Genomic DNA, 20,295 nt, shown 5'->3' on the forward strand with positions numbered 1-20,295 from the left:
AGCGCGTGCGAAATGGCTCAACACACTTTAAAAAAGGTCTTGTTTTGATGCGCCTTACCTTTCTTTAATCGGGCTTCGATTTCTTTAGCGGTTTTGGTAATGGCCAAGCCACCAAGACCCGTGCAGCATAAGGTATGGGGCATGGCATCCCCTACCCGCTTCATGGTTTCTATGACTTCGTCCAACGGAATGAGATGATCGTAATCCGAAAGGGCCATATTCGCACATGAGATAGCGTTTGTTGCCGCCATTACATTGCGATTTAAACAAGGGGCCTCTACCCTATCCGCAATCATATCGCATACCATGCCCAAACTTGATTGTAACGCCATGGAGGCCGCGGATAAGGATTGATGCAGGCTACCGTTTTTTAAACTGACAATCCCTGCAGCAGCCATACCCGATCCTGAGCCACACTCTGCCATGCAACCCCCAACTTCTGCCGCAAAGGTGGCATGTTCCGCTATGAACACACCGATTAAGCCGGCGCCTAACAATGCTTTGACCATGGCATCTTCTGAAAGTCCCAATGTCTGGCCCACACCGATAAGGGCACCGGGCAATGCGCCGCAAGAGCCCGCGGTGGGTGCCGCAACAATGACTCCCATGGCACTTTTGACTTCCATCATTGCCGAGGTATAAAGAACGACCGTATTGAGCACATCGCCCTTTACCAATTGCTTCCCCTCCATACGTTCCTGAAAGTTGAGCGATTGTGGACCTAATATACGATCGGCGTAATTGGTGCCCTGTAACCCTTTATCAATGGCATCTTGCATAATCTTCAAAATGGCCCGCATTTTTTCAAAAACTTCCTCTTCTGAAATATTTCCACGTCTACTTTCATAGATTAAGGCTAACTGCCACAATTCTAGATGCTTATCCGAATTATAGTCCAGCATGGCGTTGCAGGTGATAAACGGCACGCTTACATCCTTGCTCGCCAATACGGGTAGAACAGGATGAAGTTTTTTGACAAACAGTGCTTCGTCCCGCTCCAAAAGCCAAGTCTCCAAATCCAGGTCCATAAAACGATTGGCCTTTATTTCAATGAAGGATGCCGTTCCCTTCCGCAACCTAACCTCATCACATTCAAATTGTTGTTCTATTTGAGCGATAAGGTCTTTGGCATCGGTGACATAGATCAGGGTTTCATAGAAATCGCCCGACATGGATACCGCGGCACCGTCGATCTCGATGATTTCTATCATCCCACCACCCGTTGAAATAGCGGTCACGGTTCGGGTCTCTTTGGTATTCTTGAGTGTAATTTTGTAGGTATTCGGATGTGTGGCCCCAACGGGATGAATATCGATCTTAAGTTGAATGTTGGCCTCCGCTATGGCATTTAAATAGTCCGGCAACCGTTCCTCATCGGCTTCCCAACCTAAAAAACCGCCAAAGAGACCCATATCGGAACCTTGGCCTTCATGGGTTGTGGCCAATGACCCATTTGGGTCAAATTCGATATAGACTTCATCAATTTCCCCATCCATAAGATCTCGGCATATGCGGCCTATGCGTAAGGATGCGGCGCAATGTGAACTTGAAGGTCCGCGCATAACCGGACCGATGACATCATTGAAAATACTCGGATAACTTTTCATAGTACTTTTTTTGAGTTCAATAGTACTTACCTAAATCACTTCCGAATCGGTATTCGAATCTGTGAGGGATACTGCTTGCTATGGTGTATCGTATTATGGGCTATAATGCCCTTGGATTCATCATAATTATTGCCTCCCGTATTCAGGTTTCGTGCGAACCTTGGAAAATTACTGCTCGAAATTTCAATGCGAATACGATGGCCTTTTTCAAAGTAATTGCTTGTTGCCATGGGGGTCAAAACGATTTTGTAAACCGTTCCTTTTTCCATAAAGACTTCCTTATCATAGCCCTCACGAAAACGGGCGCGTTGAATGGTCTCATCCAAATTGTAGGCCCTTCCATCGGGATATACATCGATAAGCTTTATGGTAAAGTCGGTATCCTTTACATCGGAAGATACGAATAAGGTCGATTCGATAAAGCCGGTCACCTCTACCCCTTCTTTCAGGGCATTGGTGGTATACACCAAAATATCATCGCGTTCTTCCATAACTTGCTGGTCAAACGCACCACCCTCGACGGCGTTACCGGTACAACAAACATTGCCACCATGGGAAGTCACCGGATTCATCGGGTCATAGATAAAACTATCGGGATTGTCCTGTTTCGGTTTCTTTTTAGTCAGTATGCCATCACCGTTCAAAGTGTTTGCATTACCGCCACTATTGAGATAAAAGGTGGTCATTTTAACGTCCTTAGGCGGCCATTGTTCTGCGGATTGCCATATATTCCGTCCCATAGTGAAATATTGTACCCGAGGTGTCCGTTCCTTAAAATCATTGCGCTGCCCTTTCAACCATAGGTCCCACCACCCATAAATCTGTTCATCATAGTTTAAACGTGCATCACCCACACTGCGTTCACCGACTATAGTATTTTCTGTGGCCCTGGTGAACCTACAATGTAAAGTGGGTGCAATGACCAAATATTGATTATCCCGAACCTCTGGGTCTTTCGCTGTATGGCGTACATGGTTGAACAAGGCCAAATTTGGCGTGATGCTCACATCATACCAGGAGGCAAACCAAAAACTAGGCGTACCGATTTCCATATTATCATGGTACAGCCCTCCCGAAAACCAATCGGGATGGTTGGGCTTGCGGCGTACCATCTTATCAAAAATTTCCTTTTTACCGTTAATATTCCTTAAAATGTCTTGAATGGGAAGGTGTTTTAGGGCTTCGGACATATCTATCGGTGGATTCTCCGGTGCCAGATCATAAAACCTCGAAATACGAATCAAATCTTCTTGGGTGGAACCTTCTGGAATACGTGGTTTAAATACATCGTGTTCCACCCCGTAGAGCCACGCAAAGAAAAGTAACTGTTCTACCCCACCACGGTACCAATTGCCTTGCTCCATAAGGTCGCCCACGCGGCCGACACCTGCCCCAAAGGCCTGAGGTACCATGGCGGCATGTGCTGGATGATCCAGAGCGGCCACTGCCATCTGCCACTCCGCAGTGCTGGAACATCCTAGAGTTCCAATTTTTCCATTGGACCACGATTGTTCTTTCATCCAACTAAAGGCATCATACCCGTCCGTGAGCGGCACACCTAGAATATCCCACTCCCCTTCTGAAAAATAGCGGCCCCGTTCATTTTGAACCACATAGGCGTACCCCCGTTTTACCGCTTTGTAGGCCCGCTCCTTTGTGCGTGTTTGTTCCTTGCCATCTCCCCAAGAGTTGAAATTATAAGGGGTTCTCGAAAAAATAATAGGAACTTTTTCATCTGTCTTGGGACGATAAATATCCGTGGCCAATCGGATACCGTCGCGCATGGGCATCATCACTTTTTGGTCTATGATGGCGATTTCCTTCAGTTTTTCCGAGATACTTGGTTCTTCCTGGCCAAAAAGTCCTGTAATAGCCAATATGGTGAAAAGCAAAAACGAGTTTTGTATCGTTTTGGCAAAGGCTATTTGAAGGAAACCAAAGCATGGGGGTGAAGGAACCATCAACCTTGCGTAGCGTATATTCTTCATAAAGTTGGTTTATAGTGGTATATAAAGATAGGGAATAATGCCTTCGGCTTTGAGGTATGTTTACCGCCGGGAAAATCTATTTAAAATCGAACTAGAATAGATGATATAATACGCTGCCGTATTTACTCGAATTTGATTGCACACTGGGCCCGGCAATGCCTCCAGTGTCCAAATTAACGGGGTAGGTTCATCACTTAAATAAGAACTGGGCAATAAAATTTCGGTTGTCCTGGAATTAGTCCTACTTTTGTTGAACATTTGTGAGGTGTCCAGATCTTAGGGTATTGGAGATTTCCATGGCCAGACTTAAATCAGCTAAAGGTTACCAAGAAGACGCTGCCGAAAAGATGGGGCCGAATACCGTTTTAAAGAGTAAGTTTATTTAAGTTTCTGAAAAATTGACCAAAAATACAGGGCAGAACGTAAGGATTGACCATTCCACCGACTGAGACGACGAAGATTGATCGGAAGAAGGCATGAACGGACCTTTTGAGTAAGGTTGGAGCTGATGTTATTAAGATTGAAGAATTGGAATTGGCCAAATAAAATGGTTTTGTAAGCATGAAAATATCTCTTGAAAAAGCAAAGCAAATTTGTACCAAGACCCAATATGGGGAAGCCACTTGGTGGGAAATACTGCAACTTAAAGTGTATTTGTTATTTTTTAAAGAGTGTGCTGAATTCTCTGCAAAGAATGGTAAGCTTACGTCTTTGTGCGAGCGTATTGAATTAGCTTCACTTTCTGAGGAAGACAAGGCCGCCATGAAAGAACGGTTACAAAAGAAACTGTAATCTATTACTAAGGTTAAAACCGGGCTAATGCCAAGGCCATTTCTTTTTTAAAAGTCCTACTCGGCCATTCCAATTGGCCATACCTCAAGTCCAAAACGTTGGTTATTTGCCATATATTTGGTATATTCCTAGGAATCAAGGAATTAATTTAAAATGAAGTGGATTGGCCGACTACTACTAGGATTTCTAATCCTGATCATACTATTCATTGGGATTTCATTTTTTCAATATCGGTCCGCCGTACAAAAGGTGGCCGAACAGCTTCCCGGACAAAGCACAGTGGTACAAACCTCGGTTGGTCCTGTAGAGTATTTGAAACAAGGCAATTCGGACAAATTTGTATTGCTATTGCACGGCACCCCCGGGAGCTATCACACCTTTAGGGCAGATGCCCTCATCGATGAAGGATTTACCGTGATTTCACCTTCCCGTCCGGGGTATTTCAGGACACCGCTTTCCTCAGGAGAGACCATAGAAGCGCAATCGGAGCTCTACGCCGCGCTTCTTGATCAGCTTTCGATAGACTCGGCCGCTGTAATTGGATTTTCCGGAGGTGGACCCTCAGCAATACTTTTCGCTTCCCGATTTCCACAAAGATGTTCAGGTTTGGTTGTATTGGCTTCCTCAGGACGCGCATTTGATGAACCTGAACAAAATGCTATTGCAAACATGCTCATGGGATCGGAATTTGGGCGTTGGATGGCATATACCTCCTTGAGCGATGAATTTGAGGGCGCCATCGCAGACGAGGCACATCGCTATTTACAAAGTGCTTTTTTTCCAATGGAGCATGTAGTACCGGGGGAACAAAATGATTTTAAACAATTTACATCGAACTGGAATGCCGATTTGGGGGCTATCGAGTGCCCTACCCTAGTCATTCATGGTACCGAAGATGAGTTGATTCCCTTTACCGAAGCCACATATCTTCAGCAACAGATTCCCAATACCGTCCTTATGGAAAAACAAGATCAAGATCACTTTACGGTGGTGTTTTTTGAGTTTGGGGAAAACTTAAAGCTGGCCGCGGATTTTTTGAACAAGACAAAACGATAAGACGCAGCAAGTTCTTCACCGAAGAATCGATCTGGAATGTCCTACAAATGGAAATATCGGACCATGGAAAGCCATTGCGCTTTGGTTACAGCTCACGGATTTTAATATTGCGGAACCAAGCCTCAAAGTACCAGTTCTGTAACGCGATCTTCCCTTGGGTGGCCTTACCGAAACCGGGCGCGTCCTTAAAACCCGAAGCGTTGACTTTGTTGGTCCAATCCACTGAGGTAAAATCTTCTTCAGCGGTGAGTTTGCCGTTGAGATAGAATTCAATTTTCCCCTCTTTTTGTACAATTTTGGCGGTATTCCATTGCCCGGTGGGCTTGGCATCAACCTGGTTTAATTGCGGTGATAATCCCCATAGACAACCTGGTCGTTTTAGAGGTGTAGTATTATCCATATGGGCAGGTTCCAACAATTGGTATTCCGGTCCTGTCTCATAAGTGGCCTTATATTCCGGGGACTCTTGTACATTGATAAATACACCGCCGTTTCCCCTAAGCGCCATTTGCCAGTCGAACATCAGCTCGTAGTTTTCAAACGCCCTGTCGGTCACCAAATCCCCAAAGATCTTGCTCTCGTCCGTGGCATTGCAAAAAATACGCCCGTCTTGTACTTCCCATGCTGAAAATCGGGTGGAGTCCGGGTTATTGTAAAGGTGCCAACCGGTAAGGGTTTTGCCATCAAAAAGCAACTCCCAACCCTGTTCCTTTTCTATGTCGAGCAATTGATTGTGCACCTTGTTCCTAGCGGCCAGTTCCTGGGATCGGACAATCTGGAATTTCTTGTTTTTGTCAGTTTTACACGAGACACCGATAATCAGTGTTATCAATACGATAAAAAAGGAATTTCGAGCCATGTTTTAGTTAGGTGGTTAGGTAATGTAATTTACTTGCTGCTTAAATCTGGACGTATAATTTTATTTCTCAAAGTAATCCAAATCCTTTTAACGGATTCTAAAATAACAATAAACTTCATAAACCATACTATTTTTAATATTCCTAATACATATCCTCCACTTCACGTATGTTTTGCTTGTATATTTGAAGCTAAAATTTCTATACATGCGCAAACTCTTTTACCTTCTATTAGTGGTTTTACTATGCAGCCACGATCTGTATATAAAAATGGAAACCTACTTCTTGCAACCCGATCAAGAGGCTACCTTGAGCCTCTACAATGGGACTTTTGAAAGAAGCGAAAATATCATCGCCCGGGATCGCATGCTGGACGCTTCTGTTATCGTTAAGGGTAAAAGGATGGCCATTGCCCCGGAGCAATGGAAGGACCAAGACAGTACCATTACCCAATTTACATTTAATACGGGTGAATCGGGAACTTATGTGGCGGGTGTCTCCACCAAAGCGCGAAACATAGAGCTTACCGCTGAAAAGTTCAACAATTATTTGGAACACGATGGGGTTTTGGATATGCTGAAACAACGGCAACGTGATAGTGTTTTGGATCAAGATGCGGTAGAAAGTTATGAAAAACACGTAAAAACCATTTATCAGGTTGGTGATACCAGGACGGATGACTGGAGTGCGGTGCTCGGTTATCCCATAGAGTTTGTTCCTTTGGCAAATCCGTATGAAAAGTACAGTGGCGAAAAGCTGGAAGTACAGTTGTTGCTGGATGGGAAACCCTTAGCTAATCAATTGGTATACGCCAACTTTCTGAAAGGAGCCCACGCCCATACACACCATGGTCATGAGCATGGGCACGGGCACAGTGGGGAGGCACATTCGCATAGTCATTCACACTCTGACGATCAACACGGTCATTCCCACAAAACGGAAAAAGAGGAGTCGCATACGCATACCAGTGGTGAGCAATTACGTACAAATGATCAAGGTAGGGTTACAGTAAATCTACCGGAAGATGGCATCTATTATCTGCGGACCATTTACATGACCAAAGCCGCGGATAGTGATGAATTGACGCATAGATCCAAATGGGCGACTCTTACTTTTGAGGTAAGCCACAAGCATGGCCCCGGTACGCATACGCATGATCATGATCATGACCATGATATTCCTACTTGGGTCTTTGTAGTGGGTAGCATACTGGTCATAGGATTGTTATTCTTGTTCTTTAGAAAAAAGAAGTGACGATGCATAAAAGATCAAGGCAGGCATTGGCACTATTGGTGTGGCTCATTCCGCTTTTAGGATTTGCACATGATGTTTCAAGTGCCGACCAGGAGATTTTACGCAATGGGGATCTATGGGCCTATATACAGGTAGGTGCAACACATATGCTCACCGGGTATGACCATCTGCTTTTTCTGGCTGGCGTTATCTTCTTTCTGAATAGCTTCATGGATATCTTGAAGTTCATTACGGTGTTTACGATAGGACATTGCATTACCTTGATAGGTGCCACCTACGAAGGAATTACCGCAGATGAGCATCTGGTAGATGCGGTCATTGCCTTAAGCGTCGTATACAAGGGTTTTGAAAATTTGGGTGGTTTTGAAAAAATAAAGGTGAAATCGCCCAATTTACTGCTCATGGTCGGCTTTTTCGGATTAATTCACGGCTTTGGGCTTTCCACAAGGTTACAGTCCTTCGACATAGGAAAGGAGCAATTTTTGGCAAAAATCCTTTGTTTTAACCTAGGTGTGGAAGTAGGACAGGTCTTAGCATTAATACCTATCGTTTTTATAATTACACTTTCACGAAAACATAAACAGTTTCCGGCTTTTTATAAAGCAATGAATTGGTACCTGGTACTGGCAGGGATAGGTTTGTTCGCCTATCAATTGTACGGCTATTTCGTTGGGCATTGAGCTATACAAAAAACTTATTAGGCGTATGTTTACACTTCAAAGGCCGCCATATTCCTTTGTATTGTACCAAAGTAAATGCTTTTTGCCCTCCTCCCCTTTTTTCAGGATAACTTGGCTTAAATAAATGCAACGCAGTTGCATTTATTGGAATACGCCGTATATTTGCAACAACATCGCATTAGTGATTATATGCCTAATCTCAGATGCAAAAGGGATGCCGCCCCGGTATGCAGTTGTAACCGGGAGCTGTGAAAAATATTAAATACGAAATGGAATGATACAAAAAAAATACGTGGTACGCCGATGCAAACTTCTTGTTCTCTTTTTGGGAATACTAGCCCTGTCAACGGCTTGCGGTGATAAAAAGCAGGCGAATGAAGACCTGCAACAGGCATTTGAACTTCATAAGGAAGCCGTTAAAATTCGTCAGATGATGCAAGACCAAATGACCCAGTTAAAAGCGAATATGGATTCCTTATTTGTGGAAACGCACTCAAAAGATCTGAATTCCATCAGCAGTGCCCTTGAAGCTTGGGATGAACAATTGGTTGAAGTGCCGGGTTTTGAGGAAGAACACGATCATTCGGGCCACGATCATGACCATGATCACGACCACCATCATGACAATCATCCGGAACTGACCCCAAAACAGCATTTGGAAGTACAGCAACATCTATTGGAAGAAATAAAGGAAATCGCCGTAAAAATCGATGATATAAAGGAGTAGTCCCCATCCATATAGGGCGTCTTATGGGCTGTATTGGTTATCGATAACCCTAGAAGGAGCTATTCAACTCAGCAAACTATTTCCGGATTTTAAGCAGAAAGTATAATCCATTGTACACTTAAAAAAGATGAAGCTTTGAATACCAATATAAATATAGAATTGACGTTATCCTAAAAGCTGTGACCTACATACTAAAACATATCATGATAGGTGCGGTGCGCTTTTATCAAGTGGCCATTTCGCCCCTCCTACCTTCCAGTTGCCGGCATCAGCCTACTTGTTCACAATACATGATTGATGCCATTACCGAGTGGGGGGTCGTAAAAGGTTTGATTTTAGGAACTAAACGGCTTTTAAGATGCCACCCATGGGGCACTCAGGGATACGACCCTGTTCCAAAAAAGAAAATATATGCGAATGAATTTAAAAGATAACCCAAAAGTCATGGAACTGGAAGAAGGCATTGCGTTTGAACCCCAGTTTGACAAGCGCGGTGGCCTGCTCCCTGTAGCGGTTCAGGAAACGAGTACCGGACAACTTTTGATGTTGGCATCCATTAACGCGGAAGCATTGCATAAAACGATACAGACCGGTCTTGCCACCTTTTGGAGCACTTCCCGCAATACACTTTGGGTAAAGGGAGAAACCTCGGGAGATTTTTTAACAGTGGATACTATTCTTGTGGATTGCGATCAGGATGCTTTCGTATATCAGGTTACCCTACAGGGTGATGGCGTTTGCCATACCTATGACAAGCAGGGTAAACACAGAAAAGCTTGCTTTTACAGGAATGTGGATACAAAAAACAATACACTTCAATTCATTGAAAATTTGAAATAGCTATGAAAATAGATGAAAAATTGATAGAGCGAAATCAGCACGAACTTAATGGGAACAGCCATGTAATGACTTCCGTGGACACCCCGATACGGGAAGATGCCTTTGCTAAATCCGATGAGGAAAAAATGGCGAACATTGAAAAACTCTTTGGAGGTATCATGGAGGAATTGGGTCTGGACCTGACCGATGACAGCCTCAGAGGCACACCTTACCGTGTAGCCAAAATGTATGTAAAAGAGATTTTTCAGGGACTAAATCCCAAAAATAAACCATCGCTTTCTGTCTTTGAAAATAAATATCAGTACAACAAAATGTTGGTGGAGAAGGATATTACGTTTTCATCCGCCTGTGAACACCATTTTCTACCTATCACGGGAAGGGCGCATGTGGCCTATATTTCTTCTGGTATGGTCATTGGTTTGTCCAAAATAAACCGTGTAGTGGAATATTACGGAAAAAGGCCCCAGGTACAGGAGCGTATGACCTTACAAATATTCAACGAACTAAAGCATGCACTTCAAACCGAGGATGTGATCGTGGTGGTAGAGGCCGAACACCTTTGCGTATCCACCCGTGGGGTAAATGATAAAACTAGCAGAACAACTACCTTGGAGTACGGAGGCCGATTTAATGACATAGACCTGCGGAATGAATTCTACCGACTTATTTGAATGTAAATGACATGAATAGGAAAAGTGCCATAGCAATTTTAAAAAGCCGGAACAAACGCATTACCTCCAAGCGTTTGGCAATTTTGGAGCTCTTTATGGATAACGCAAAACCCTTTGCCTTATCCGAGATCGAAAAACAATTGTCGGGTTCTATGGATCGAGCGACCATGTATCGTACCCTCCACACTTTTGTAGCAATGGACCTTGTCGTAAAATTGGTCGATCAACAAGGCACTTGTCTATATATGTTGAATCACGAAAAACATAAGAACCTAAGTATACATCCACATCTGCACTGTAGGGAATGTGATAAAATAGTCTGCCTACCTTGTCTGCCGGATGAATATATGGAGGGACTCAAAAAATATGATATCAAAGAGATGTATTTCCTTATGCAAGGAAAGTGTCTCGAATGCTCCGATTTCCAAAAGATAGAAGATACCCACAAGAAACATTTGTACTCACCGACATGAACGAAAGAACGGTCCATATCAAAAACTCGCTTTCAGGAGAAAAAGAGCCGTTTGCCCCCATCGTAAAGGGCAAGGTTGGCATGTATGTATGCGGCCCCACGGTATATGGTGAACCACATTTGGGACATGCCCGATCGGCGATTACGTTTGATATCGTAAATCGGTATTTCAGGTTCTTGGGTTATCAGGTGCGCTATGTTCGAAATATAACGGATGTGGGCCATCTGGAAGATGAATTGAACGGGCAAGGCGAAGATAAGATTGCCAAAAAAGCCCGTATCGAGCAGTTGGAACCTATGGAAGTGGCCCAATACTATACCAATTTATACCGTGATATGATGGGCAAGCTCAACGTAGTGCCACCATCCATAGAGCCTACGGCCTCAGGACATATTGTTGAGCAAATTGAAATGATCGAGCAAATCATTGCCAATGGGTTTGCGTACGAAAGTGATGGATCTGTCTATTTGGATGTTGTGAAATATGCGGAAAAGTATCACTACGGGCAGCTTTCCGGCCGGGTATTGGACGATTTACTGGCCGGAAGTCGCGCCCTGGATGGACAAGATGAAAAGAAAAACCCCGCTGATTTTGCACTTTGGAAAAAAGCCGATGCAGCGCACCTTATGCAATGGCGTTCTCCTTGGGGAATGGGTTTCCCCGGATGGCATATAGAGTGTTCGGCCATGAGCATCAAGTATCTTGGACTTCCCTTCGATATCCACGGTGGGGGTATGGATCTTAAATTCCCGCATCATGAGGCGGAGATAGCCCAGAGCCATGCCGCCTTTGATCGTGCCCCTGTCCATTATTGGATGCATAATAACATGGTGACGCTCGATGGGCAGAAAATGGCAAAATCCAAAGGTAATTTTATTTCTCTTGGCCAGATGTTCAGTGGGGACCATCCGTTGCTTGAAAAAGCCTATAGTCCGGTTACGCTTCGCTTTTTGATACTACAGGCACATTACGGCAGTACCATTGATTTTTCAAACCAGGCGATCAAGGCAGCGGAAACGGCCTGTGGAAAATTGCTAAAAGGATTGAAGCTTATTGACGGATTGCAGGTAAATGCAGCGGAAAATATCGACAACGACTTATCGGCGCGAATACGGAGCACCTGCGAAAGTTGCTACGAAAACATGGACGATGATTTCAATACGGCGGAAACCATTGCCAGTCTTTTTGAGCTTTTGCGTTTGGCGCACAAAATTACACAAGACCCGGGTTGCGTCTCAACAGAGACACTGAGCACCCTACAAACCACCTACCGTGGCTTTCTGACCGATGTGTTGGGCATACAAAATGAAACCAAGACCAGTTCCCAGGACGAGCTATTTCCCGAAGTAATGGACATTCTGATCGAGGTTAGGCAACAAGCACGTGCCCAGAAAGACTTTGCATTCTCCGATTATATTAGGGATCGACTGGCCACTATCGGGATACAGGTAAACGATGATAAAGAAAGTGCTACCTATGAGACCAGCAAAAATTTATAGCAAAGCGAAGAAGTGACCGGGTTTTGACCTTTACTCGATAATCAGGATTTAAACGTCCAGTAAGTGTTCTGGCGAAATATATTGTTGGGTTTTCTTGGGGTGTCCCATGGGCCGTAAGTAGTTTACTCCTAAGCATGCATCCTAGGCATAGGCCAGTTATCCGAATATCCTTCCAGCCATCTTTGTGATTCAAGTTCTCGGTCTGTGGCCAGACAGGCATCCAAATCTGCCCTTATTTTTGCTTCGTCCATTTCCTGACCGATGAATACGATTTCATTTTTTCGGTCCCCAAAGGTTTTGTCCCAACTCTCTTCGATTATATCTTGGTTTTCGGTATACGACAAATATTGGATTCGTTTTTTAATGGGCATACTGCTCCACCAAACCCCTGCACTATGTGCTTTCAAAGAACCACCAGCTTGCCCCCAGACCAAGGCCTGTTCCGGTCTCGAAGCCATCCAGAATAGACCTTTACTTCTTATAACGGTTTTTGGGAATTCCCGGGCAAAATCCAAAAACCGGATGGGGTCAAAAGGTTTCTTGGATTTAAAAACAAAGGATGATATCCCATATTCCTCGGTTTCAGGGGTATGTTCCTCTTTTTCAAGTTCTTCGATCCAACCGGCGGATTGTTCGGCTTCCTCAAAGTTGAAAAGTCCCGTGTTCAGAATTGTTTCCGGTGCTACTTTGCTATAGGTAGATTCAATAATATGGGCGGAAGGATTTAACTTCTGGATGGCTCCCCTTAAAGTGTTGAGTTCGTCAGCGGTTATCAAATCAGTTTTGTTCAGAATAATAACGTTGGCAAACTCAACTTGGTCGGTCAATAAATCGGCAATATAGCGATGGTCGCCATCCATGTTGGTAAGCTCCCTATCCATTAACGTTTCTGGACTGCCAAAATCCTTGAAAAAATTAAGGGCGTCCACCACGGTTACCATAGTGTCAATGTAACTGAAACGCGAGAGATCAATTCCACTTTCTTCGTCCACAAAGGAAAACGTTTGGGCAACCGGCACGGGTTCACTTATGCCCGTACTTTCAATAAGGAGATAATCGAACCGATTTTCCTTGGCCAAACGTTCCACTTCTATCATTAAATCTTCCCTAAGCGTACAGCAAATACATCCATTGCTCATTTCCACCAGTTTTTCCTCGGTTCGGGAAAGGGTGTTCTCGTTCTTTACCAGTTGTGCATCCACATTGACTTCACTCATATCGTTTACGATTACAGCAACTTTTAAGCCCTCCTTATTGTGTAAAACATGGTTTAGTAAAGTGGTTTTGCCAGCACCGAGGAATCCGCTTAAAACGGTTACGGGAAGTTTTTTCTCTGTTATCATATCATTTTAATTATCGAATTGATCTGAGATATCCGGTGCTGCCTGTTTACGGAGACCAACAAACATTTTGGGTTCTGTTCTTTCCCCATTTGAATTTGCTATTATGCAAGTAAATCCCCCCACTCTTTAGTATTCAAAAGGTCATCTCGAAAAACTTAGGGATTCATTGGCGTCAATGCTCAACAAGATTCGTTCCCCTCCATTTTCCTCAATGCCAGGGCTCCGATGTAAAACAGGGATTGCCCCCGGATATAGCGAACCCTTTAAAATAACCACATCACCAGTGTCCACTTGCTGAACGAGACTTTCGTCCAATAAAATTTTCTGATTGTCTTTTCTGTCCAGATAGGCCTTTCTATCTACCGCATAGTCCGGCAACCACAAGGTACCCGGACCATAATAGGTGCAGAGCATTCTCAGTTCATTATTGTCGGCATGGAACCTGCGGCACATGTTAGTGCTAATTGTATTCAGTGAAACTTGGAAAGAGGACACCTTGGTCACTTGTTCATATAGTACCAAAAGATTTAAAATGTCCTCCAATAGATTTTCATTTAAGTGAAGGGCGTTGGCAAAATAACGATTCAAGGAAAGGGTAATTTCTTCCACCGTACCATTGGCCTGACATTCTATTGGCCGATTTATGGCATGGTCCAACCCTTGCGTCAATGATGCTATATTACGTTGGTAGACGGCGATATTTTTAGTTTTCATATGAATATCCCGCAGTATCCCAAGGTCTTTGCCAATTATGGCATTGTTATCCAGAATGTTTGTCGGCATCATGAATCTAGGTTTTTAATAGGGACCTCTATCCTTGATTTTTTACAGTAACGGTGGTTGTACATATGGGCTATAACCAAGGTAATGGACCCAATGTACATAAACCACTTACCCTGGGTAAAATGAAAGGATTCAGATAAAAGCCCAATGGCAAAGACGACCCAGGCCCCCCATAACACTCTCTTGATTCCCGTGTGAAACGTATGCCGTGCAGAGTACCAAACCGCGGCCAGACTCAAGACCAAAAAAAGGTAATCCAACAACGCCCAAATTCCGGCTCCGTGGCCGTGATGCCCCATTGTACTTTCCAAAACGGGCCGAGCGGCAAAAATTACGGGGGTCAGGGCGCAATGAATAGCGCAAAGACCACTGGCAGCTGCCCCTAAAAAGTCAGAATAACTAAGTTTTTCCATTCTACCTATACTTTCAATCCTGTAATTTGGTTGCCCTAAACGCAACTTAGTTGCAAAAATAAGCAAACAATTTATGTTATTGCAACACAGTTGCAATAAATTTAAAATATAGGTTTGTAAGAAACACCTCGTTGGTCAAAACAATGCCAGGGAATTTGAGCAGAGAGGGACTTCCCTATCCCTTTGGAAGCTGATCGGATGCTTTCCTGGCATCCTTTTTTTTCTAAAAATGGGTTTTTAAAAGTTTAATTTGGGAAAGTATCGCTGGTTTTGGATAGGTCACCTACCCCTTGCGGTATTGCTCAATTCCCCTTTTGGACTACTCCATAAAGGCTGGCAAAATACGTTCAGCGGTAAGCTGCAGGGTACTGTTGTACCGATCATGAGCGGTAACCACGATCATCAGGTCCAGTTCCTCGACTAGAATGATATACTGGCCTCCGCCCCCTTGGGCGGATGAACTGTAAAAGCTCTGGCTACCAGACTTTAGATCTGCATTCCACCAGAAATATCCATAGCCCTGATTGGAGACATCTTTACCGCCACCGAAAACATCATCATCGCCTGTATAGAGTATAGGGCTGATGGCTTTTGCGATGTATGCTTCCGGAACTAGTTGTTCTCCATTCCACTTGCCCCTATTCATAGTCAAAATGCCCCACTTTACCATGTCGCGAGATGTTATACTGGTACGCCAGCCCGCCTCAGGTAAGCCACTGGGTTGTGTTAGCCAGATATAATTTGTGATACCCATTTTATCGAGAAGTTCATTTTTGATAAAGTCCTTGGCCGATCCGGGTACTACTGCATTGAGTACCTGCATCACCAAGCCAGGGCCGGTGCCGTACAAAAAGTGCTGAGAAGCCGGGGTGATAGGCGCACTATGTTCCAAAATAGCCTGAACCTGCTTTTGACCTTTTATCCGTTCGGGATTTTTTTCAAATTCTTCCCATTGTTCATTTGGGATGCGAATACCGGTACTCATGGTCAGCGCCTTATGCAGCGTAACCAGCTCTGTGCCCTTCACAAATTTAGTGGGATCCAAATCCTTAAGAAAGCTTACCAAAGGCTTGTCCAAATCGGCCATGGTCAGATACCCCAACTGTATGGCGCGGCCAAGTAAAAGGCTGGTGTAGGCCTTGGTAGCGGATGCTTGCGGATGGGGCAGATCTATGCGGCCACGTAAATAATAGGATTCAAAGAGGAGCTTGCCCTTATAGACAATAAGAAAGCTATCGAAGTTGCCATATTTTTTATCCGCAATTTCCTGTGACAGTTTTAGAACCATACCTTTATTACCACCATCGATGCCTAGTTCTCCCACGGGAATACCATCTTTTCTATCGGTTGGGGCCACGTTGATAAAGGCCTCTTTGAGAACAGGAATATCCCTAAACGGGAGCGCCGCTTCGGCAACCGTCGCCTCTGGCGCCAACAAATCACCTTGCTGCGCAAGACAGCTATATATTCCTATGAGAAGTGTTACTACGATTGGCAATGTTATGTATGTTCTAGTAATTGCAAAAGTTGGCAATTTTAGAATTCGCTCTCGTTTCATCGGGTAGTACTTTTATATACTTTATTTCATTTTTCAAAAGCTAAAAACGGGTCCAGATGCGATGGATTTCATGACTTTTGATACTGCAAATCTGGTTTTTGATTTGCAGCTTTCCAATCAAAATTATGCCAACTGCTCTATAAACTAATGAACTGCTCCAAGAAGCCATCTATAATGGATATCTTAGATTGGTAAAACCATTAAAAATGAATTGGGGATTTTTGTTTGGTCTTCTTTTGCCTTTACTACCTGTGGTATCATTTTCCCAAGAACCTGTTTTTAAGGAATATGGGACCCTATTTCGGATAGGTGATCAGCCAGAATGGGCGGCCAAAGACTTGAGCGATGGGCACTGGAAAAGTGATTTGACCTATGTGGCCGATGGTGAGGTATTCTGGTCAAGAACAAAAATCGATATACTTAAGGCCCCGGGATCCTTGCGGCCCTATGGTCTTCGGTTAGAAGTCTATGCCGAGTATGAGGTTTTTTGGGACGGGGTTTTGATCGGTAAAAATGGAAATCCCGGCCAAGAAGCAGATTTACCCGCAGAAGGTGAATTATGGACTACCTTCAGCATTCCTATCCATTTGACAAATGAAGGCGAACACGTTATGGCCATGCGCCTGAGTAATTATTATTTTCCGGATCACGTTGGAATTTATGACCTAAAAATAGATAACTATAATGATTTGGTAACCCAAAGACTCATTCAAAACTCATACATGCACGTTTTTGCCGGGGCCTTTCTGGTAGCTTCCATATACTTTCTTTTTCTATTTCTAGGCAATAAAAAAGAATATCCCATGCTCATTTTTAGTATCAGTTGTTTTCTCTTCTTTGGCCTAACGATGACCCACTTTGTGAGAACCACCTTGCCGATTCATTATAGTCTACATGTGATACGCCTAGAGGTCATTACCAGTCTAATGTTCGGTATTTCTTTTTTAATTCCACTCTATTTGTCCATACAGTTCCCCTACCCCAAACGGAAGTTTTTCCTGGGAATTTATACGGGAATTCTAGTTTATTTTTTCATCACTAAACAACATTTCTTTGATTTTACAATCTTATCCATGGTAATCTGCCTTTGGGTGTTTGCTTTGGGTATAGCGGTTTTCGGAATATATAAAAAGGCAAAAGGTGCCGTTCTGGTGCTGCTTACGCTATTCCTTTGCTTATTCATAGGGTATTCTGTCTCATTTAATGTGAGTCTTTTTACGGGCTTTAGCCTTATTCTGCTTAATATGATGTACTTGCTTTCACTTCGAATCAAAGAACAACGCCTGGCCTATGAAAATTCCTTGGTACAATCCACGCGACTTCGTTTGGAATTATTGAAAAAAAATATTCGACCCCATTTTTTAATGAATACGCTTACCTCTTTGATCGATTGGATAGAAGAGGCCCCGAAGAAAGGCGTTCTGTTCATAGAAGCCCTGGCAAAGGAATTTGATCTTTTAAATCAGATTGAAAACCAAACCCTAATACCGATTGAACAGGAAATTGCACTTTGTCGTGCGCATTTGGACATTATGGGGTATCGCAAGGAAATATGCTATGTTTGGGAAGAGGAAGGTATAGACCCCGGACAAAAAATACCTCCTGGGATTCTTCATACCTTATTGGAAAACGGAATTACACATAGCATGCCTTTGGAAGGTAACCGTATTCAATTTAAACTGATTTTTGAATCGACCAAAGCTTATAAATGTTATACCTTTTTGACCTTTGCCTCTCCCATACCACAAGATGCGAATACAAGAAAGGAAGGCACGGGACTGCGTTATATCAAGGCCCGACTTACCGAAAGCTATCAAGGACAGTGGGAACTCACTTCGGGACAGGTAAATCACGGGTGGAAAAGTACTATAAAAATTATGCCTAGAAGATGAATATTTTAATCGTTGAGGATGAGTCCAGGATTGCCAAAAGAATTGAACGCATGACCCGTGCTATTTTTGCAAATGGTTTGCAATCCCTAAAGCATATCAACACGCTTCAAGAGGCCATGACGTTTATTCGAAATAACGAATTAGACCTCGTTCTTTTGGATCTGAACCTTAACGGCAGTAGCGGTTTTGATCTGCTTACCTCCGCAGTTTCCGAATCGTTTCACACGATTATTATTTCCGCCTATAGAGATCAGGCAATCACCGCTTTTGAATATGGGGTTTTGGATTTTGTTCCCAAACCTTTCAACCAGGAGCGATTGGCACAAGCCTTTAACCGGATATATACCAAGGAAAAAACGAAGAACAATACGATTAAGTTTTTGGCCGTAAAAAAAAGAGGCGGCATACAGCTGGTACCTATTGCGGATTTAGTATATATAAAAGGAGCTGGCGCCTATTCCGAATTATTTTTGGAAGATGGAACCAAAGAATTGCATGATAAGTCGCTTGAAAAACTGGAACAGCTGTTATCCTATTCTTTTGAGCGCATCCACAAGTCATACCTCGTAAAGATGTCCGAGGTAACGCACATAAGTGTGGCCTCTGGAAGTAAATATATGGCCGAGCTACGAAATGGGTTGCGTATTCCTATCGGAAGGACAAAATATAAGGACCTCAAGGCGAAGTGGATTTAAAATACCTTGGCTGGCTTGGCCAAGCAAAGGATATCAATTACTACAATCTCCAGGATAACCCGACTCCGGCATATTGGTTGGTATACCCACGAAAAGATCGTGAGGATAAATTAACGGTATTGGTTTCCCGAAAACGACTATAGACCGTACCCGTGAATAGCAATCCCTTAATGGGCAAGATATGTTCAAACCTTAAGGATACATCGGTATATTGATAGCGCAGATTTTCTCCTTGGGACCCAGGTGCCTCAAGAATAGTATAGTCCCGTACATAATATTTAGCTGCCGCACTGATTTTGGTTTTATCATTATCAAATCGGAAACGCAATCCCGGGCCATACTGGTTGAAACCAGAACGATTTTCCAGTCGGTCAAAGCGTCCATAATATGTCAATTGTGGTTGAAGCTCCAAATTGTTGCCTATAGGGAATTCATAAATTGCCGTTATTTTGGTGTAGTCCCAATCGCGTTGCCCAATTTGGGGATTATCTTCGGCATTGAAGGTGTTGTACAATCGCTTTTTGTAGTATGCCGTTAAACCAAAAGCATGTTCCTGGCGACCGATTTTAAATTCCTGTTTGGTGGCCAGCCGTAGCCCATATTCATTGAATTGCAGGTCGCGTATCCCATAGGCATCAAAATTCTTAAAGTTGTAAAAACCCTCAAGGATGGTCTTGTTCTTTTGAATGGGTTCAAAGGACAAACCTGTAGTTCCCCCATAATTGGTATACCCCAATGGATTCACCAGTATATCCTGTGCGCCGTCCAATCCATCACGGTTCATCCGTTCAAAATTGATTTCAGCTAAAAACCTCGATTTTTTAGAAAGCTTGTAATCGTATTTTAGGGCTGCATCCAAGCTCCAATAACTGTCGGATCTATTTTCTTGAAACAACCGTGCATAAGGTGATATTGAAGTACGAAGGCGATGGCCTTTCCACCTGTAGCGGTAATCATAATCAAAGAACACGTCAAGAAATTCACTACTGACAATCAGATCGTTTTCATCCAAAAGCGAACCATCGATCAGTAATTGGTCTGGGCTTTTAAAATAATTGTATTCGTATCCGGCTTGACTACCCGCTTCAAAGCGATGCCGTTCTTGAGCAAAACCAAATACACTGATCAAAAATAAGATGGGCAAAAGTCTATTTTTCATGATTCATT

General features: G+C 43.5%; 20 protein-coding genes. 12 read left to right on the forward strand and 8 right to left on the reverse strand.

Translation table 11 applies throughout. From position 1 onward, the window contains the following. Positions 1 to 17: 17 nt before the first annotated feature. Positions 18 to 1,607: an L-serine ammonia-lyase, iron-sulfur-dependent, subunit alpha gene (locus tag Q0993_RS21075; RefSeq protein ID WP_299537170.1), complete on the reverse strand. Its 1,590-nt coding sequence runs from the start codon at positions 1,605 to 1,607 to the stop codon at positions 18 to 20. 35 nt (positions 1,608 to 1,642) lie between these two features. After that, complete coding sequence (locus Q0993_RS21080; RefSeq protein WP_299537173.1) at positions 1,643 to 3,595, reverse strand: CocE/NonD family hydrolase; 1,953 nt, start codon at positions 3,593 to 3,595, stop codon at positions 1,643 to 1,645. Between the two features lie 561 nt (positions 3,596 to 4,156). Here Q0993_RS21080 and Q0993_RS21085 point away from each other — a divergent pair. Together Q0993_RS21085 and Q0993_RS21090 are read left to right on the forward strand one after the other, a co-directional pair. Beyond that, positions 4,157 to 4,387, forward strand: coding sequence for a hypothetical protein (locus Q0993_RS21085; protein ID WP_299537176.1), 231 nt, complete (start codon positions 4,157 to 4,159; stop codon positions 4,385 to 4,387). A gap of 153 nt (positions 4,388 to 4,540) precedes the next feature. Next, entirely contained in the window at positions 4,541 to 5,443 is a 903-nt protein-coding gene (locus Q0993_RS21090) for an alpha/beta hydrolase (RefSeq protein ID WP_299537179.1), read from the forward strand. A gap of 85 nt (positions 5,444 to 5,528) precedes the next feature. On the opposite strand, the gene Q0993_RS21095 is transcribed toward Q0993_RS21090, so the two are convergent. After that, positions 5,529 to 6,302 (reverse strand): DUF1080 domain-containing protein, encoded by a 774-nt coding sequence (locus tag Q0993_RS21095; protein ID WP_299537182.1) that lies wholly within the window; start codon positions 6,300 to 6,302, stop codon positions 5,529 to 5,531. 205 nt (positions 6,303 to 6,507) lie between these two features. Here Q0993_RS21095 and Q0993_RS21100 point away from each other — a divergent pair, with 205 nt between their 5' ends. From Q0993_RS21100 to cysS, 8 genes are all read left to right on the forward strand, one after another. Next, positions 6,508 to 7,554, forward strand: a complete 1,047-nt coding sequence (locus Q0993_RS21100) for a DUF4198 domain-containing protein (RefSeq protein WP_299537185.1) — start codon at positions 6,508 to 6,510, stop codon at positions 7,552 to 7,554. A gap of 2 nt (positions 7,555 to 7,556) precedes the next feature. Next, positions 7,557 to 8,234 (forward strand): HupE/UreJ family protein, encoded by a 678-nt coding sequence (locus tag Q0993_RS21105; RefSeq protein ID WP_299537188.1) that lies wholly within the window; start codon positions 7,557 to 7,559, stop codon positions 8,232 to 8,234. Positions 8,235 to 8,508: 274 nt separating this feature from the next. Beyond that, on the forward strand, positions 8,509 to 8,961 hold the full coding sequence (locus tag Q0993_RS21110) for a hypothetical protein (RefSeq protein ID WP_299537191.1): 453 nt from the start codon (positions 8,509 to 8,511) through the stop codon (positions 8,959 to 8,961). 203 nt (positions 8,962 to 9,164) lie between these two features. Beyond that, a complete protein-coding gene (gene yidD, locus Q0993_RS21115; protein WP_299537388.1) occupies positions 9,165 to 9,395 on the forward strand; it encodes a membrane protein insertion efficiency factor YidD in 231 nt (76 codons plus the stop codon). Beyond that, positions 9,379 to 9,801: a phosphoribosyl-AMP cyclohydrolase gene (locus tag Q0993_RS21120; protein WP_299537194.1), complete on the forward strand. Its 423-nt coding sequence runs from the start codon at positions 9,379 to 9,381 to the stop codon at positions 9,799 to 9,801. Before yidD ends, Q0993_RS21120 begins: the two co-directional genes overlap by 17 nt. Before the next feature lie 2 nt (positions 9,802 to 9,803). Beyond that, the gene (gene folE / locus Q0993_RS21125; RefSeq protein WP_299537197.1) at positions 9,804 to 10,472 is read left to right on the forward strand and encodes a GTP cyclohydrolase I FolE; all 669 of its coding nucleotides are present in this window, start codon (positions 9,804 to 9,806) and stop codon (positions 10,470 to 10,472) included. Between the two features lie 11 nt (positions 10,473 to 10,483). After that, a complete protein-coding gene (locus tag Q0993_RS21130) occupies positions 10,484 to 10,945 on the forward strand; it encodes a Fur family transcriptional regulator (RefSeq protein WP_299537200.1) in 462 nt (153 codons plus the stop codon). Continuing rightward, entirely contained in the window at positions 10,942 to 12,444 is a 1,503-nt protein-coding gene (cysS, locus tag Q0993_RS21135; protein ID WP_299537204.1) for a cysteine--tRNA ligase, read from the forward strand. Before Q0993_RS21130 ends, cysS begins: the two co-directional genes overlap by 4 nt. Before the next feature lie 128 nt (positions 12,445 to 12,572). Here cysS and Q0993_RS21140 read toward each other — a convergent pair whose 3' ends face one another. The 4 genes from Q0993_RS21140 to Q0993_RS21155 form a co-directional block, all read right to left on the reverse strand. Further along, positions 12,573 to 13,787: a GTP-binding protein gene (locus Q0993_RS21140; protein WP_299537207.1), complete on the reverse strand. Its 1,215-nt coding sequence runs from the start codon at positions 13,785 to 13,787 to the stop codon at positions 12,573 to 12,575. A 141-nt stretch (positions 13,788 to 13,928) separates the two neighbouring features. Beyond that, positions 13,929 to 14,573, reverse strand: coding sequence for a DUF1826 domain-containing protein (locus tag Q0993_RS21145; protein WP_299537210.1), 645 nt, complete (start codon positions 14,571 to 14,573; stop codon positions 13,929 to 13,931). Further along, positions 14,570 to 14,983 carry a MerC domain-containing protein gene (locus Q0993_RS21150; protein ID WP_299537213.1) on the reverse strand — a complete coding sequence of 138 codons (414 nt, stop codon included), beginning with the start codon at positions 14,981 to 14,983 and terminating at the stop codon, positions 14,570 to 14,572. Before Q0993_RS21150 ends, Q0993_RS21145 begins: the two co-directional genes overlap by 4 nt. Before the next feature lie 319 nt (positions 14,984 to 15,302). Next, positions 15,303 to 16,541: a serine hydrolase gene (locus Q0993_RS21155; protein ID WP_299537216.1), complete on the reverse strand. Its 1,239-nt coding sequence runs from the start codon at positions 16,539 to 16,541 to the stop codon at positions 15,303 to 15,305. Positions 16,542 to 16,747: 206 nt separating this feature from the next. Between Q0993_RS21155 and Q0993_RS21160 the strand changes: the two genes are divergently transcribed. Together Q0993_RS21160 and Q0993_RS21165 are read left to right on the forward strand one after the other, a co-directional pair. Further along, on the forward strand, positions 16,748 to 18,433 hold the full coding sequence (locus tag Q0993_RS21160; protein ID WP_299537219.1) for a histidine kinase: 1,686 nt from the start codon (positions 16,748 to 16,750) through the stop codon (positions 18,431 to 18,433). Next, positions 18,430 to 19,128, forward strand: coding sequence for a LytTR family DNA-binding domain-containing protein (locus Q0993_RS21165; RefSeq protein WP_299537222.1), 699 nt, complete (start codon positions 18,430 to 18,432; stop codon positions 19,126 to 19,128). The genes Q0993_RS21160 and Q0993_RS21165 overlap by 4 nt, the downstream gene beginning before the upstream one ends. A 40-nt stretch (positions 19,129 to 19,168) precedes the next feature. Here the strand turns inward: Q0993_RS21165 and Q0993_RS21170 are convergent, their stop codons facing one another. Then, positions 19,169 to 20,287 (reverse strand): hypothetical protein, encoded by a 1,119-nt coding sequence (locus Q0993_RS21170; RefSeq protein WP_299537225.1) that lies wholly within the window; start codon positions 20,285 to 20,287, stop codon positions 19,169 to 19,171. Positions 20,288 to 20,295: the final 8 nt, after the last annotated feature.

Source organism: Ulvibacterium sp., from assembly GCF_028285715.1.
In the GTDB taxonomy this organism is placed as follows: domain Bacteria; phylum Bacteroidota; class Bacteroidia; order Flavobacteriales; family Flavobacteriaceae; genus Ulvibacterium.